Genomic DNA, 15,703 nt, shown 5'->3' with positions numbered 1-15,703 from the left:
TAATTATTTTTTGCCTTTAGAATCAGATTCTTTCTTTAATTTGACTTTATCGCCCGAATTTAAGTCTTTGGTTACCGTTGTGTAAGGGCCAGTAATAACAACGTCGCCTTTTTTCAAGCCAGAAATAATTTCAATATTGGTATCGTCTTGAATACCTGTTTTTACAATTCTGATTTTCGCCTTAGTACCATCTTTCACAAAAACACACTCAAACTTTTTGTCGCTTTTAGCAACAATTTTTTTGTCTTGAGGTTCATCTTTTACTTCGAATTTTTTAGTTGCTGCCGTATCGCTTTTCACCACTACAGAGCTTATGGGCACTCCAATAACGTTTTCTTTTCTTTTGGTAATAATGTCAACCGTAGCGGTCATTCCCGGACGGAAAGGAGAATAAGTTAGTGGTTTTCCTTCTAGTAAATCTTCATACGATTCTTTAAGGATTCTTACTTTTACTTTGAAATTGGTTACTTGATCGGCTGTTGTAGCCGCACTTGCTGAATTGGAAATACTCGTAACAATTCCTTTGAATTCCTTTTTAAGGTAAGCGTCAACCTGAATTTTTGTACTATCACCAATGCTAATTTTAACGATGTCATTTTCATTAACATCAACTTCAACCTCCATATTATTCAAATTGGCAACTCTCAAAATTTCAGTTCCTGTCATTTGTTGTGTTCCCAAAACGCGTTCTCCCAATTCAACGCCAAGTGAAGATATTGTTCCGTCTGCTGGCGCATAAATCGTAGTTCTTCCGAGGTTATCTTTGGCTTCCATTACGGTGGCGTTCGCACTTTGAACAGTGTAATAAGCCGATTCTTTGTTCGCTTTTGCTCCTTCAAATGCCGCTATAGCTTTATCCCAATCTGATTTAGAAATAATACCTTTATCAAATAAAGTCTTGCTTCGGTCATAACTGGCTTTCGCTTCTTTAAACGAGGCATCGGCCTGACTTAATCCAGCTTTTGAACCTGATAAATTAGAGACTGTTCTGTTGTAACCTGAAGTATATAAATCCGGATTTATCTTAACTAATAAATCTCCTTTTTTCACCACTTGTCCTTCCTTAATTGGTAAAGCGATGATTTCTCCCGATACCTCAGAAGATATTTTAACTTCAATTTCTGGCTGGATTTTTCCCGTTGCCGAAACCGTTTCTACAATAGTGATTGCATCAACTTTAGCAGTTTCTACTTCTGTTGAATCATCGTTGTTGCCAATAATTCCTTTTGATTTTAAGACGACAAGCGCTATAATTAATAGGATAACAACGGCAATGAGTATGTAAACTTTCTTTTTTGACATAATTTATTGTTTTTGAATAATTGGGATTCCAAAATAAAACTCGAGTAATTTAATTTTAAAAATATAATCGTATTTTGCCCGAAGCACTTCTGATTGAGCATTTTCATAAGCCAATAAGGCTTGACTGTAATCAAATGAATTTAAAAGTCCAACATCGTATCGCTCTTTAGAAAATCCTTGAGCGAATTTACGTGCTTCCGAAGTTTTTAATGCTGCTTCATAAGCCGCTTTTGCCGTTTTCAAATCGTTATACGCTTGAAAAACAGTTCGTTCTAAATCTAAATCTGCTTGGTTTAAAACTAATTTACTTTTTTCCTGACTGATTTTACTCCTTTGAACTCTACCACGAGTAGCAAACCCATTTAAAACGGGAACGTTCAATTGTAAGCCAATATTGGTACCATCAAAAAGAGAAAGTTGGTCCACAAATCCGATGGGAATCGTTTGTGACCATCGTGTATTATAACTGGCAAATCCGGCTAATGTGGGCAAATATCCGGCACGAGTAATTTCTATATCTTTCGTAGAAACATCAACGTTTGCTTGTGCAATTTTTATATCATTAACAACTTCTTTGGCTTTTTGTATAATTGCTTGTGGCGTTTGCAGCAGAATTTCTGTTTTAGGAATTGCCATTTCTTCAACACCAACATCAAAATTAGCGTAATCTTCTAGTAAAAGAGTTTGTGCCAAAGCCAATTTAGAAATAATTAAAGTATTTTGTGCTACAATAATTTGTTGTTCCTGAGAAGCATCAGTTGCATTCAAATCGTAAATATCGCCAGCAGGAAGTGTTCCGGCTTTAATTAACTCGTTGGTTCTAATAAGGTTTTCTTTCGTAATTTTATTTTGGTTCACTAAAACTTTCAGTTGTTCTTTATTGAATAAAATCTGTAGATAAGAATTGGCGACAGAAAGTGCAATATCATCTTTCATTTTGTCTAATCGATATGTGTTAGCCATTTTATTAAGCTTCACACGCTGCACATTTTTCCAGTTTAATAAACCGTTAAATAAATTAATACTCGTATTTATATTTGCTGAGGCAGAACGGAACGATTGGTTCTCAAATTGGTTTGTTGTTGGGTTTATATTAGTACCGGTATTGATGCCATAATTTGCCGATCCAGATACATTGGGAATGAAATTACCAAGAGCTTCAAGTTTCTCTATATCTGATATTTTTAAGTCTAATTCAGATTGTTTGATTGAAATGTTGTTTTTCAAAGCATATTCAACACATTCTTCCAGCGTCCAGTTTTTAACTTGTGCATTGGCTGAAAAGCCTAATGGCAAAATAAAAAGTAATGCTAATTTTCGTAAGCTGTATTTCATAGTAAAATGGGTTTGCAAACTTCAGCGGTTCAGGTAAACAAAGATATAATTTTTTGCCTTCTAAACCCTTTTTAAAAGACATACCAACTTAGACTTGTCTTTTTTGATATTGTTACAGGATTATTAAATTTTTTACTTTTATTTTTACCAAAAATTATTCAGCAAATGTCGACATTCAAAGTAACGCTTTACATCTTATTTTTTTCGCTCTTTTTTAATGGATGTTCTACAACTCAAAAAATTGATGCTCTAAAGCCATTACCTTCCGATGATGCGCCGATGGTTTATACTACCAAAACTTCTTTCGTAAATATGCCACTGGAAATTTCGTTAAAGGAAATTGAAGCGCAACTTAATAAAACACTTAACGGTGAAATTTATAATGACTCCAACTTGGAAGATGATAAAACTGAAATGAAAATCACCAAGACAGGTCCAATCCGCCTGATTGAAAAAAACGGCAAGATTCAAACTATTCTACCGCTTAAGATTTGGTCAAGATTCAAGTATGGTACCGAATTTATGGGAATGAATGACACACGTGAAATCAATTTAAACGGAATTATTACGATGACCAGCGAGGTAAAATTGTCTAATTGGAAAATGTCAACAATTTCTAAGATTGATAATTTTGAATGGTCTGAAAGTCCGTCAATTAGTGTCGCAGGGAAAAACGTGCCTATTACCTATATAATTAATCCAACGCTTTCTATATTTAAATCGAAAATCGCTAAAAAAATCGATGATGCCATTGAAAGTTCTTGTGATTTTAAACCTTATGTTTTGGATGTTTTAGAAAAAATAAGTGTGCCTTTTTTAACGAGTGAGCAATATCAGACTTGGTTTAAATTAATTCCTGTTGAAGTTTATGTTACAGATGCCGTTCTAGGAAAAGCAAAAATCAATATGGATTTGGGGTTAAAGTGCAGTATGCAAACTATGGTTGGATTGAAACCTAAAAACACTTTTGATCGAAAAGATATTCAGTTTAAGGCAGTGACAAAAATCCCTGAAAAATTAACGGCAAATATTGCAGCGATTTCCACTTATGAAAGTGCTTCTAGAATTATTTCGAGTAATTTTAAAGGGAAAGAATTTGTATCGGGCAGCAGAAAAATTGTGGTTCAGAATGTTTCGCTTTGGCAAAAAGACAGTAAAATTATAATAGCCTTAGAAATGTCAGGCAGCATTAACGGAACCATTTACCTTTCTGGAATACCAAATTATAATGCGATAACGAAAGAAATTTATTTTGATCAGATGGATTATGTTTTGAATACAAAAGGATTATTGACAAGAACTGCTAATTGGTTAATGCAAGGAGTGATTTTGAAAAAAATACAAGAAAATTGCCGTTATTCTATTAAAGAAAATTTAGAAGAAGGTAAAAAAAGTCTTTTGCCTTATCTGAATAATTATTCTCCAATGAAAGGGGTTTTTGTTAATGGGACCACAAATGATTTCGAATTTGAAAAAATAGAAGTAACCAATAAAGCGCTAATTGCATTTATAACCACAACTGGTAAAATGAACGTAAGGATTGACGGAATGGAGTAAAGAAAAGTGTTCAGTTTTTAGTAAGCAGCTTTTCTTCGGTTTTTGATTTCTTATAATACATTTTGTAGATAACAAATCCAATTACGGCTACAATTATATAAGGAACCGCCATTAGTAACACGATTCCGTCATTTACAGCCTCAACTTTTATTTTATTACCCTCACTTTCCAATGAAGCTCGGCACATGGCGCATTGTGCATTAGCAGAAAGGGATAAGCAAAAAGTAAAAAGGAATAAAATTAAAACTTTCCCCTTCTCCCTTTTCCCTTTTTTATTTTTAATTTGCATAATAAGGTGAAATCATTAAATAAACTACAACTCCAGTAACGGCAACATACAACCAAATTGGAAAAGTAATTTTAGCTATTTTTCTATGTTTATCAAATCTGGAAGATAATGCTCTTACATAAGTTATTAAAACTAACGGAATAATAATAATGGAAAGTAAAATATGCGAAAACAAAATAAACAAATAGACTAAACGCATTGAACCTACATTAGTTTTTTCCGTAGTATCCAAAATTTTATTACCGTCGATATCGCCATAAACAGTAGAATCTGCAGTCAAGTGATAAGCCACATACATCACCAAGAACACTATTGAACATGCAATTGCGGAAGTCATAAATCGCTGGTGTACCTTTTGGTTTTTATTTTTAATCGCTAGTACACCCATGACTAAAAACAAAGCGGTAAGTCCGTTTATAGAAGCGTAAATTGGAGGTAAAAAGGAAAGTGGCTCTACTTGAATCCCAAAATCTTTAAGTTTAATAGAGAATAATACCGCTACAGCTATCGGAATTACAATGGATACTAAAATTATCGGAAGCTTAAATCGTCGCTCGAGTGTTTGATTGTCTATATTATTCATTTAAAAGTTTTTTAATATCTTCCTTAACAGCTTTAACTCCTTTTTTTTCTAATCCGTCGTAATACAAAATTGGATTTCCAAAATCATCATTTCTGCAACGGATATTTCCGTTTTTGTCAATTAATGCAAATAGTCCAGAATGTTCAAATCCGCCTTTTACATTTTTATTTTCTCCTGCGTACAGGTTAAATCCTTTGTTGGCAATGTTGAATATATATTCTTTATCTCCAGTTAATAAATGCCAATTAGACGATTTTACACCAATTTCTTCCGCATGTTTTTTCAAAACCGCTACAGTATCATTTTCTGGATTTATCGTAATAGAAGCAATTCCAAAATTTGGATTGCCAAAAAAATTATTCTGAATGTCTACCATGTTTTTATTCATAATTGGACAAATAGAAGGACAAGTTGAAAAGAAGAATTCTACTAAATATACTTTTCCTTTGTAGGTTTCATTGGTAATCTTTTTTCCATCCTGATCTGTTAATTCAAATTTTGGTGCGGGACCAATTTTTAGTAGACCAGTTTTTGGATTTTTATGATTTGAAACAGCATCCAATCGATCTCCCTGAACTACGGTTCCGTTCTTAAATCGTTCAATAATTCTTGGAATAAAAATAATTCCGAAAACCAGTACGATGAATGATAATCCGATGTATGATTTATTTTTCATTCTACTTTATCTAGATTTTCCTTGTTGCATTGTGGTTTCTTTTCATTGCGGCACGATATTCATAAATAATAACTTTCATGTCGTCCATCATTTTATTGTAAAGGTCAGAGGCAAGTACGGTGTTATAGCCTTCTTTATATTCTGGTTTTCCTTTTTGATCTTCTCCTTTTCGTCCTCTTAGGTTTCTTTTTTTATCTACTATATATACATTTGGTGTTCCCAATGTAGCATCTAATTTATCAACCAATTCCAGTTTGTTATAAAACGAATTTATTTCTGCTGGTGAAGCAAAAACAAAACTCCATCCTTTGCGAGTTCCTAATTGATCTAAATCTACTTTGAGTAACTCTTGTATTTGGCTTTGCGTTCCGTCAGGAAGTATCATCACCACTTGAAAGTCTTTAAAATCTTTATATTTAGTGTAAATAATTTCATAAAGGTTGAAGAAGTTGCCTTTGTTCTTGAGTACTTCGTTTCCGGTAAACCCTAGAATGGTAATTTTATTGGTTAAAGTAACGGGTTTATTGTCCAATGTTTTCCAAGTACTGATCTCAGGAATATTTTTGGTAATTGTTGGAAGTGACACAAAACTATTTACGCCGGAAGCAAAGAAAAGGTAAGCAACTAAGGGCAAAATGAACAATACGAAGAGGACAATTTTTTTTTTCATTTAAATAGTAAAAATGGATTTACAAAAATAAAAAAATCCCGCCATGTTCTGTAACTTGACGGGACTTTTTTTGAATTAATATAATGTTAAAAATTCCACTTGATGGTGGCATTTTTAAAAACCTCAAAAACATAGTCAGCTTCAACTAAAAGAATGAATAGTAAATACAATGCCAAGAAGATAACTGTTGAAACAACTGCCCATCTTAGATTGCTTTTCTCGCCTTCCATGTGCATAAATGCCCATACAATGTAATATGCTTTATAAAGTGTTAGTATAATGAAAACCCAGTTCAGCAAGTTCATGCTAATGAAGTTATTCATATATAAAAAGCTAGGTCTTGAAATTCCTAAATAGACCTCCACTGTAGTAACTACAGATAAAAGTATAAATACTAGCCAGATTTTTTTTGTGTTTGATACGTATTCTCCGTGTGCGTGTGACATAATATATAATTTTCTAAAATTAAACTAGGTAGAAGAATGTAAATACGAATACCCAAACTAAATCGACAAAGTGCCAATAAAGTCCAACCTTCTCTACCATTTCATAAGATTTTCTTTTTTCGTAGGTTCCTAAAACAACGTTTAAGAAAACGATGAAATTAATAACTACTCCAGAGAAAACGTGGAATCCGTGGAATCCAGTTATGAAGAAGAAGAAGTCAGCAAATAATTTACTACCGTATTCGTTGTGATGCAAATTAGCACCTTCTACAACAATGGCTGCATTAGATACCATTTTCTCAGACTCCGCTCTAGTTAAGATCTCTCTGTGTTTATTTTTATTTAAGCCTGGTTGTAGTGCTTTATTTTCTTTATCTTCTTTGGTGTCTCTGTATATTTTTTCTGTTCGGATTAAATAATCAGGATGTGCCTTGAAACCAGCTTGAACTTCAGCTACAGAGTAGGTTGGTAAAGATCCTTCTTCCATGAACCACTTTCCTTTGCTTCTTGTTAATTGCTCTCTTTCTTCAGGAAGTAGAACAACAACTTGTTCTAATTTTAATCTTTTACCGTCTTTATCAACAAATTGAATAATGCTTCCTCCTTTAGTTTCAATAGCGCCATATTCACCTTTGATAAAATTTTTCCATTCCCATGCTTGTGAGCCAACGAAGATTACACCTCCGATTATAGTCAAGAACATATAGAACGCTACTTTACTTTGTTTCATTTGATGGCCAGCATCTACAGCCAATACCATCGTAACAGAAGAAAAAATCAAAATAAAAGTCATTAATGCCACATAGTACATCGGTGCTTCAACACCGTGCAAAAATGGAAAGTGTGTAAACACTTCGTCCGCAATAGGCCAATTGTCAATGAATTTAAATCTTGAAAAGCCATATGCAGCAAGAAATCCCGTAAAAGTTAAAGCATCAGACACGATAAAAAACCACATCATTAATTTGCCATAATCTGCACCCATTGGCTCATTTCCGCCACCCCAACCGTTCTCAGTATTATTTCCAGTAGTAACTGTAGCTCCCATAAAAGTTATTAGTTAAAAAGTTCCCAAATTTAGATTTTTTTTCTTATTTAAAGAAATATAAAAACAAAAACAAACAGATCCATAGGAAATCAAGAAAGTGCCAATAGATTGCACCAAGCTCAATTCCAAGCGATTGACCTGAATTGTATTTTTGTTTAAAATGATTATAAATTATTATTAAAAGCGAAATCAATCCCCCAGCAAGGTGAACCAAGTGTAGCGTTGCGATTACATAAAGAAAAGTAGTGGCAATATTACTCTCTGGGCCAGTGAAAAAATAGCCACTTTGCATCAGTTGTTCAAAGCCTTTAAATTGCGAGAAAACAAACGAAAGTCCCAATCCTAAAGTCAACCATAGAAAAATCGTAGTGGCTTGCCTGTTGTCTTTCTGAATTGCTTTTTTTGCCAAATGAAAAGTAACGCTACACAAAATTATAGCAAATGTGCTGTAGTAAAAAGCCGTCGGAAACTGAAAATCTTTCATCCAGTCTTCCCTTGATTTACTCACTACAAAAGCACTAACTATTCCGGCAAACATCATTGTCATACTTCCCATCGCAAACAGCAAGAGCAACTTATAGGATCTTGAAGTTCTTTCTTTATATTCTTGGGCGGTCATTGTCATACCAAATTATCTTAAAAATTTATCAAATATATAAACTAGCTGCAGCAAAGATATGTAAGAAACACTTACTAACATTAATGTTCGTGCAGCTTTTGATGTTCTTTGCTGATATAATTTCACAGCATAAAAAATCATCCAAACACCAAGAAAAAATACTAGCACTGCCGCTATAGGTGAAATGTATAATCGTCCTGTATAACCGAGACTCGGTAATAAAGAGGCGATTAGCAACCAAACCGAATATAATATTGTTTGTAATGCAGTGGAAGTATCTTTTTTTCCAGTAGGAAGCATAAAGAATCCTGCTTTTTTATAATCATCGAATAAAAACCAGCCGATAGCCCAAAAATGGGGAAACTGCCAGAAGAATTGTATAAGGAAAAGCGTTCCAGCTTCAATTCCAAAATCGTCGGTTGCAGCAACCCAGCCCAACATAAAAGGAATGGCGCCAGGAAAAGCCCCAACAAAAACCGAAAGCGAACTATATTGTTTAAGGGGAGTATAAATGCTAGTGTATAAAAAAATAGAAATCGCACCAAACATTGCTGATTTTGGATTGATAAGGTACAATAAAATCAAGCCAACAATAGTCAGCAAACTAGCAATAAAGAGCGCGTGATTAGGAGACATTCTTCCCGAGGCCACAGGACGGTTTTTAGTTCGGTCCATCAAAGCATCAAGATCTTTTTCAATAACTTGATTAAAGGCATTGGAGGCACCAACCATGCAGTAACCGCCAACAGCCAACATTAATAAAGTTGTAAGTTTTAAATCATGAAAATCTAATACGCCAAGAAGATATCCCGCAATAGAAGAAAATACCACGCTGATAGCTAAACCAGCTTTGGTGATTTCTTTGAAATCAATTGCAATTTGTCTAAAAGAAAATGTAGGGGCAGTAGCGTTCATCAAAATTTCTACTCCGAATTCTCGGAATTTGCGCAAAGATACTTTATAGAAAATGATTTGGCAAAAAACAATTCATAAAAAATGAGCGCTATTTTTAGTGTGAATTACACACAGTACTTTACACTAAAATTAAAATGGATTTTATCAAATAGTTGAAAAAGAAATTCTAATAATAAGTTTTGTTCTCATTAGTTTAATGAAAAATATATTTTTAGCTTATATCGAATTTAATTAGAACCAAAAATGTCAGTCTGAGCTTGTCGAAGACCTTTTTTATAGCACTTCGACAAGCTCAGTGTGACATCTATAAATAGTTGACTTTACAATATAATTGCACCAAACGTGTTTAAATACACTTCGTCAATGTTATATATCTAAAAAAAGAACAACTATTTCGTTTGTAATACAACATAGTGTTAACGATTTTATCTTAGTTTAAATACTGGAAATCCACTCGTTTTATGTTACATGTACTTGCTGTGTGACATTTGTTACTGACTTCGCTGATTTGTGAGACTACTTTTGCTTCATTATTTAGAAAAACTAGTATGAAGAAAATAAAGTACATCATTTTTACAGGCACACTTTTTATGTCAGTAGTCGGATATAGTCAAGATACTTTGATTATTGCTAAAAGCGATTTGATACAAAAGCTTGCCGATCAGAATCTACAGCTCAAAATTGCAGACAAAACCTATCGTTCTGCTAAGGCCGATTACCATCAATCGAATGCACTTTTTTTGCCCAACATAAATGTGTCGTATACCGGAATTTCAACCACGAATCCTTTGATGGCTTTTGGTTCCAAATTAAATCAGGAAGTTTTAACCGCTTCCGATTTTAATCCAGCTTTATTAAATGATCCTGTAAAAACCCAAAACTTTGCTACCAAATTTGAAATCCAACAACCTTTACTTAATATGGATGGATTATTTGAAAGAAAAGCAGCCAAATCTAAAATGGAAGCGTTTCAATTGCAAAATCAACGCACTAAAGAATATTTAGAATTAGAAGTTTCCAAAGCGTATATGCAACTGCAATTAGCATATCGTGCGGTTAAAGTGCTAGAAAAAGCAGCTGCGACTAGCACATCTAATTTGAAATTAGTCGAAAATTATTTCAAGCAAGGGTTGTTGCAAAAAACAGATCTATTGAATGTTCAAGTTCGGGTTAATGAAATCTCCAATCAATTGCACTATGCCAAATCAAATGTGGAAAATGCATCGGATTATTTGGCTTTTCTTTTGAATGAAGATTTAAAAGGTAAAATATACAAACCAACGGAACAACTGGAAAACGCGATTTCTGTGGAAGCACTAAATACGTCCTTATCAGATAATAGGAAAGACATTCAAGCTATGACTAAATCAGCTGAAGCGTATGTTACCCTGTTTCAGTCCTCTAAAATGGCTTTTCTTCCCAGACTAAATGCTTTTGGAAGTTATGAATTGTTTGATAGAAACTTCATCGGAACTTCTGCAAAAGGATATACGGTAGGTGCCCAATTATCATGGACTGTTTTTGATGGGTACAAATCAATTGGAAAATTTGAGAAAGCAAAAGCGGAATCTCAAAAAGCAACTACTGAAAAAGAACAATATAAAGCACAAAGTCAATTGGAATTAAATAAAACCAATAGACAACTCAAGGATGCTGAGAATAAAGTCAATTTATCACAATTAGCTTTCGAACAATCGCAAGAAGGCTATAGAATTAGACAAAATCGTTTTACGCAAGGTTTAGAAAAAACAACTGATTTATTGCAATCGGAAACCCAAATGATCCAAAAAGAATTAGAGCATTTGCAATCCGTATTCGAATATAATTTCACCAAACAGTATTTGCAGTTTTTAACTAAATAAAATTCAATAACAATTTCAAAAAAATCAATGTCAATAAAAATTATAATGATGAAGAAAATATATTTACCACTAATCGCGCTTTCTATTACTTTGTTCATTTCCTGTGGAAAAGACAAGAAAGAAGTAATTAATAACGAACCTGCAATTGCTGTAAAAGTAAGCGGAACAACTGCCGATAACAATGGCGAATTTGTAACCGCAAGCGGAAAAGTTGAAGCCGAAAATAGTGCTAACGTTTCTACCAGAATGATGGGTTATGTAACCAAAGTCAATGTGAAAGTCGGACAAAAAGTAAGCGCAGGACAACTTTTGGTTAGTATAAACAACTCCGATTTACAAGCTAAAAAAGCACAAGTGGATGCTTCAATTTTGTCAGCAACCGCAGGATATACTAATGCTAAAAAAGACTTTGACCGGTTTACAATTTTGTTCAACCAACAAAGTGCGTCTCAAAAAGAATTAGACGATATCACTTCGCGGTACGAAATGGCAAAGGCAGGTTTAGAAGGAGCGAAGCAAATGCGTAATGAAGTACTAGCGCAGTTTTCTTATTCAAATATTACGGCTCCATTTTCTGGAGAAGTTACCAATACCTACATTAAAGAAGGCGATATGGCAAATCCAGGAATGCCTTTAGTGAGTATAGAAGGTGCAAGTCAATTGCAAGTAACCGCAATGGTTTCTGAAAGTGACATTACATCAATCAAAAACGGAATGGATGTAAAAGTTTTAATCAAATCGACCAATCAAGAAGTAACCGGAAAAGTCGTTGAAGTCAGTGGTTCAGCCAAAAATACAGGTGGACAATATTTGGTAAAAGTCAATCTGAATAATGCAGGAAGTAAAGTGTTATCTGGAATGTTTGTTAATGTACAGTTTCCAATAGCTAACAAACCACAAACTACAGCAACCACAAAATCGGATAAAGTTTTAGTGCCCGAAAGTGCTTTGGTGCATCAAGGACAATTGACTGGAATTTATACTATAGGAACAGGAAACGTTGCCATTTTAAGATGGTTGCGCATCGGGAAAACATTCGGAAACCAAGTAGAAGTTTTGTCTGGGTTATCATCAAACGAACAATATATCGTTTCGGCCGAAGGGAAATTATACAACGGCGTAAAAGTGTCAATTAATTAGATTTTAAGTAGTAGCATTCTAACTATCTAAAAAGTCTAACAATCTAAAAATCTAAAAAATGCAAGAAGGTATATCAGGTAAAATAGCCAATTTTTTCATCAATTCTAAACTAACCATTTTATTAATGATTGGTTTGATGATCATCGGTGTGTACAGTTCGTTCTTAATTCCACGTGAAGAAGAACCACAAATTAATGTGCCGATGGCCGACGTCATGGTTGGTTATCCAGGTGCAAGTCCGAGTGAAGTGGAAAGCCGCGTGGTAAAACCATTAGAAAAAATTCTTTCCAATATCAAAGGTGTCGAACATGTGCATAGTATGGCAATGAACGGACAAGCCATGATTATTGTTCAGTTTTATGTTGGGCAGGATGTGGAGCGTTCGTATGTGAAATTGTATGACGAATTGGCGAAACACGAAAATATGTTTCCTCAAGGCGTTTCCAAACCAATGGTAAAAACGCGTTCGATTGATGATGTTCCGATGCTGGGATTGACGCTTTGGAGTGATAAATTAAACGATTTTGAAATCCGTCAAATTGCGGAAGAAGTTACCTCTGAAATCGAAAAAGTCAAAGATGTTGCCATAACGAAAGAAATTGGTGGAAGAAATCGCGAAGTAAAAGTGATTTTGGATAAAGATAAAATGGCCGAAAACGGTGTCGATGCTTTGGGAATTATGCAGATGATTCAGGCCAATAACGGCAGCTCACAATCTGGAAGTTTTGTTAATAACGACAAAGAATATTTGGTTACTACAGGTGAATTTTTAACGTCTTCAGAAGATGTGGAAAATTTAGTAGTCGGCGTCAATGCGAATATGCCAGTATATTTAAAACAAGTAGCAAAAGTGGAAGATGGTCCATCAACACCGAGAAGTTATGTGTCTTTTGGTTATGGAAAAGCGAATGAAAAATTTGCCAAAGATAAATCGGAATATCCAGCGGTTACCATTTCTATTGGAAAAGTAAAAGGTGCCGATGCGATGAAGATTTCGGAGAAGATTTTGGAACGAGTTGAAGGATTAAAGAAAACTATTATCACCAATGATGTTCATATTGAGGTTACTCGAAATTATGGTGAAACGGCTTCTGATAAAGTAGGCGAATTGTTACTCCATCTGTTTATTGCGATTATTGCCGTAACCCTTTTAGTGATTTTGGCGATGGGTTGGCGTGGTGGATTGGTCGTGTTTTTCTCCGTGCCATTAACGTTTGCCTTGACCTTATTTGCGTATTATTTATTGGGGTATACCTTGAATAGAATTACACTTTTCGCTTTAGTTTTCGTGGTCGGTATTGTAGTAGATGATAGTATTATTATCGCAGAAAATATGCACCGACATTTCAAGATGAAGCGATTGCCCTTCAAACAAGCCGCTATATATGCGATTAACGAAGTTGGAAATCCTACTATTTTGGCAACATTTACCGTAATTGCGGCAATACTTCCGATGGCATTTGTATCCGGAATGATGGGGCCTTATATGAGTCCGATGCCGATTGGCGCTTCGATTGCGATGTTACTTTCGTTGTTTGTTGCCTTGACTGTTACACCTTATTTAGGGTATCATTTATTACAAGAAAAAGAGGAACAAGCGCATAAAGCCGAACAAGGTTTAGAGGCGGGATGGATTTATAAAATCTACAACAAATTAGAAAGACCTTTATTAGAAAGCAGCAAAAAAAGAAGACTATTAGTGGGCGTAACCGTGTTGTTGCTAATCGGTTCGGTGGTTATGTTCTTTACCGATTCCGTTTTAGTAAAAATGCTACCTTTTGATAATAAAAATGAGTTCCAGATTGTGGTCGATATGCCAGAAGGAACAACTTTAGAACGAACTGCAGCCGTTACTCAAGAAATAGCACAATATTTATCAACTATTCCCGAAGTGGTGAATTATCAGAATTATATTGGAACATCCGCACCGATAACGTTTAACGGATTGGTACGTCATTATGATATGCGGGGCGGAAGCAATATGGCCGACATTCAAGTTAATTTATTGCACAAAGAGAATAGAGATTTACAAAGTCATGATATTGCTAAAATGGTCCGTCCTGAATTAAAAAAAATCGCTAAAAAATACGGAGCCAATGTCAAAATTATTGAAGTTCCGCCAGGACCACCAGTTCTTTCAACTTTGGTAGCCGAAATTTATGGGCCAAATTATAAAGACCAAATCGCAGTCGCTAATCAAGTAAAAGGAATTTTGGAAACTACTTCTGATATTGTGGATGTTGACTGGATGACGGAAGATAATCAAATCGAATATAAGTTGGTTGTCGATAAAGAGAAAGCCATGCTTAATGGAATCGCACCTCAACAAATCGTTGGAAACTTGACGTATTTATTAAAAGAATATCCAATTTCAAATTTGTATGACGAACATTCAAATGACAACGTGGGTATTGTACTTTCGCTTGACGACAAAGACAAAACGTCCTTACAAGATATTCAAAACTTGAAAATAAAAGGCAATCGGGGAAATGTAGTTCCAGTAAGTGATTTGGTAAAAGTAGTTCAAGATACTGTGCAAAAAACGATTTATAGAAAGGACCAAAAACGGGTTGTATATGTTACAGCGGATATGGCTGGAGCACTAGAAAGTCCGGTGTATGCTATTTTGGGGATGAATGAAAAATTGCAAAAAATGAAGTTGCCAAAAGGATACAAAGTCAATGAATTGTATATGGATCAACCGTCAGACGAAAGTGATTTTACGGTAAAATGGGATGGCGAATGGCAAATAACCTTAGAAGTTTTCCGCGATTTAGGCGTTGCTTTTTTGGTCGTGATTGTGATTATTTACATGCTGATTGTAGGTTGGTTTCAAAACTTTAAAACGCCAATGGTGATGATGATGGCAATTCCACTTTCATTAATCGGAATTGTATTTGGACACTGGTTATTAGGAGCTTTCTTTACTGCAACATCATTTATTGGAATGATTGCTTTGGCAGGAGTAATGGTCCGGAACTCGGTGTTGCTCATCGACTTTATCGAAATCCGATTGAACGAAGGCGTTCCATTGAAACAAGCTATTATTGAAGCCGGAGCGGTACGAACTACGCCAATTTTATTAACAACGGGTGCCGTAGTAATTGGAGCATCGATTATTTTATTTGATCCAATTTTCCAAGGATTAGCCATCTCATTAGTATTTGGCGCTATAGTTTCAACGGTTTTAACCTTGTTGGTAGTACCAATTATTTACTATGTAACGGAACGAAAAAAATGGGAAGGGAAATAGTAATCAGT

14 protein-coding genes are annotated in these 15,703 nt (G+C 34.6%); 4 read left to right on the top strand and 10 right to left on the bottom strand.

Annotated features, from left to right (window positions below):
- Positions 1-3: 3 nt before the first annotated feature.
- Positions 4-1,302, bottom strand: coding sequence for an efflux RND transporter periplasmic adaptor subunit (locus tag PSU83_RS12970; RefSeq protein ID WP_300589969.1), 1,299 nt, complete (start codon positions 1,300-1,302; stop codon positions 4-6).
- A 3-nt stretch (positions 1,303-1,305) separates the two neighbouring features.
- Complete coding sequence (locus PSU83_RS12965) at positions 1,306-2,637, bottom strand: TolC family protein (protein ID WP_300589967.1); 1,332 nt, start codon at positions 2,635-2,637, stop codon at positions 1,306-1,308.
- Positions 2,638-2,802: 165 nt separating this feature from the next.
- On the opposite strand from PSU83_RS12965, the gene PSU83_RS12960 reads away from it, so the two are divergent.
- Positions 2,803-4,194: a DUF4403 family protein gene (locus PSU83_RS12960; RefSeq protein ID WP_300589966.1), complete on the top strand. Its 1,392-nt coding sequence runs from the start codon at positions 2,803-2,805 to the stop codon at positions 4,192-4,194.
- Positions 4,195-4,204: 10 nt separating this feature from the next.
- Here the strand turns inward: PSU83_RS12960 and PSU83_RS12955 are convergent, their stop codons facing one another.
- From PSU83_RS12955 to cyoE, 8 genes are all read right to left on the bottom strand, one after another.
- Entirely contained in the window at positions 4,205-4,483 is a 279-nt protein-coding gene (locus PSU83_RS12955) for a hypothetical protein (protein ID WP_300589965.1), read from the bottom strand.
- Entirely contained in the window at positions 4,473-5,057 is a 585-nt protein-coding gene (locus PSU83_RS12950; RefSeq protein ID WP_300589989.1) for a DUF420 domain-containing protein, read from the bottom strand. The genes PSU83_RS12955 and PSU83_RS12950 overlap by 11 nt, the downstream gene beginning before the upstream one ends.
- Position 5,058: 1 nt before the next feature.
- Positions 5,059-5,742 (bottom strand): SCO family protein, encoded by a 684-nt coding sequence (locus PSU83_RS12945; RefSeq protein WP_300589964.1) that lies wholly within the window; start codon positions 5,740-5,742, stop codon positions 5,059-5,061.
- Positions 5,743-5,752: 10 nt separating this feature from the next.
- Entirely contained in the window at positions 5,753-6,412 is a 660-nt protein-coding gene (locus PSU83_RS12940) for a hypothetical protein (RefSeq protein ID WP_300589963.1), read from the bottom strand.
- 86 nt (positions 6,413-6,498) lie between these two features.
- On the bottom strand, positions 6,499-6,858 hold the full coding sequence (locus tag PSU83_RS12935; protein ID WP_300589962.1) for a cytochrome C oxidase subunit IV family protein: 360 nt from the start codon (positions 6,856-6,858) through the stop codon (positions 6,499-6,501).
- 19 nt (positions 6,859-6,877) lie between these two features.
- Complete coding sequence (locus PSU83_RS12930) at positions 6,878-7,906, bottom strand: cytochrome c oxidase subunit 3 (RefSeq protein WP_300589961.1); 1,029 nt, start codon at positions 7,904-7,906, stop codon at positions 6,878-6,880.
- A gap of 43 nt (positions 7,907-7,949) precedes the next feature.
- The gene (locus PSU83_RS12925; RefSeq protein WP_300589959.1) at positions 7,950-8,531 is read right to left on the bottom strand and encodes a cytochrome c oxidase subunit 3; all 582 of its coding nucleotides are present in this window, start codon (positions 8,529-8,531) and stop codon (positions 7,950-7,952) included.
- Positions 8,532-8,537: 6 nt separating this feature from the next.
- On the bottom strand, positions 8,538-9,440 hold the full coding sequence (gene cyoE / locus PSU83_RS12920; RefSeq protein ID WP_300589958.1) for a heme o synthase: 903 nt from the start codon (positions 9,438-9,440) through the stop codon (positions 8,538-8,540).
- A gap of 548 nt (positions 9,441-9,988) precedes the next feature.
- Here cyoE and PSU83_RS12915 point away from each other — a divergent pair.
- Genes PSU83_RS12915 through PSU83_RS12905 form a run of 3 tightly spaced genes read left to right on the top strand, consistent with a single transcriptional unit; the run spans position 9,989 to position 15,695 of the window.
- Positions 9,989-11,302 (top strand): TolC family protein, encoded by a 1,314-nt coding sequence (locus PSU83_RS12915; RefSeq protein WP_300589956.1) that lies wholly within the window; start codon positions 9,989-9,991, stop codon positions 11,300-11,302.
- 48 nt (positions 11,303-11,350) lie between these two features.
- Positions 11,351-12,442 carry an efflux RND transporter periplasmic adaptor subunit gene (locus PSU83_RS12910; RefSeq protein WP_300589954.1) on the top strand — a complete coding sequence of 364 codons (1,092 nt, stop codon included), beginning with the start codon at positions 11,351-11,353 and terminating at the stop codon, positions 12,440-12,442.
- Between the two features lie 58 nt (positions 12,443-12,500).
- Positions 12,501-15,695 carry an efflux RND transporter permease subunit gene (locus tag PSU83_RS12905; protein WP_300589953.1) on the top strand — a complete coding sequence of 1,065 codons (3,195 nt, stop codon included), beginning with the start codon at positions 12,501-12,503 and terminating at the stop codon, positions 15,693-15,695.
- Positions 15,696-15,703: the final 8 nt, after the last annotated feature.

The sequence above is a fragment of the Flavobacterium sp. genome, from assembly GCF_029945805.1.
Classification (GTDB): Bacteria; Bacteroidota; Bacteroidia; order Flavobacteriales; family Flavobacteriaceae; genus Flavobacterium.
The sequence above is the reverse complement of the archived record's forward strand: the minus strand, read 5'-3'. Positions and strand labels throughout refer to the sequence as shown.